Source organism: Mycobacterium sp. ABE4_509, assembly GCF_056160785.1.
In genome coordinates this window covers 1-1,120 of record NZ_JBSWXU010000306.1, presented here as the reverse complement: position 1 = coordinate 1,120, position 1,120 = coordinate 1, and the positions used below count along the sequence as shown (strand labels likewise).

General features: G+C 73.2%; 1 pseudogene. It reads right to left on the bottom strand.

The window, feature by feature from the left end:
- Positions 1-108: 108 nt before the first annotated feature.
- Positions 109-1,056, bottom strand: a pseudogene (locus tag ACXAID_RS28170) (AAA family ATPase); the annotation flags it as partial.
- Positions 1,057-1,120 lie beyond the last annotated feature (64 nt).

The following is a 1,120-nucleotide window of genomic DNA, read 5'->3' as shown; positions in this document are numbered from 1 at the left end:
CCCCCCTCCCCCCCCCCCCCCCCCCCCCCCCCTACCTTCTTAACAAAAAGCCCTCCGCCCAAGATATTCGGCCAAGTCTCGTGGGCTCGGAGATGTGTAGAGGAGACAGGCCTCGACCGCGCCGTGCCGGTTCTGCTGCGCCGCCAACGTCCACGCCCGGGCCGCATTCAACTCGGGGGCGAACAGCATCGACTTCAGACCATGGCGGGACTGCGCGCGAGCCAACGCCTTTCCCGCCTCCGCCGGCCTGCCCAGCTGGCCCAGCGCCCGGGCCAGCAGCATCCAGGCCAGCGGGCCCCACGAATAGCCGGTCGGCGCCAGCGCGGTGGCGGCCTCCCGCAGCAGGGCGACCGCCTCGGCAGGTTCACCTGCGGCGATCAGCACATCAGCGGTCAGCACCTCGCCGATCGCCCGGCCCGGCTGCCTGCGCTGGGCGAAATCGGTCAGCCGGTGAGCCAGCGCCAGCGCGCGTTGCGGCTCCCCGGTCATCAGCAGGGCCGTGGTCTGGCCGAACCCGCTGGTGAAGCGCAGCAGACCCGGCTGCCCAGCCGAGACCGCCCGCTCGGCGAGGGCCTCGACGTCGCCGAACCGGCCGGACCTCGCCGCACACAGGGCAGCTGTCGAGGCAGCCCACCCCACCGCGGTGTCATCGCCGACCCCGGACCTGAGCACCTCGTCGGCGACCTGCTGCGCGCGGTCGAGGTTCCCGGCGTTCATGGCGAAGGTGGCCGACAGCGCGTCGACGCTGGTGTGCGCGGCCGCTCCGGTCACCTTGGCGCGGATCGCCTGCAGGAACGCGGTCGCGCGAGCCGGCTCCGAGAGCATCCAGAACTGGTTGGCCGCGGTCGGCAACGCCCACGCGATCAGCTCGTCCTCGGACAGGGTCGCCGGGTCGATCACCGCGAGCACCTCGTCGGCCTCCCGGCCCCGGCCCTGCCAGGCCAGCGCGTAGCCCGCGATCAGCCGTGCGTCCAGATCGTTGCCCTGCCCCAGCACCGGCCGGGCCAGGCGCTCACTGAGTTCCAGATCGCCGAGGCGCAACGCGTCGCGCGCGGCCGTTCACCCCGCGGGCACCAGCAGCAAGGTGTCGCTCCCATCCCCCCCCCCAACCACACCCCCC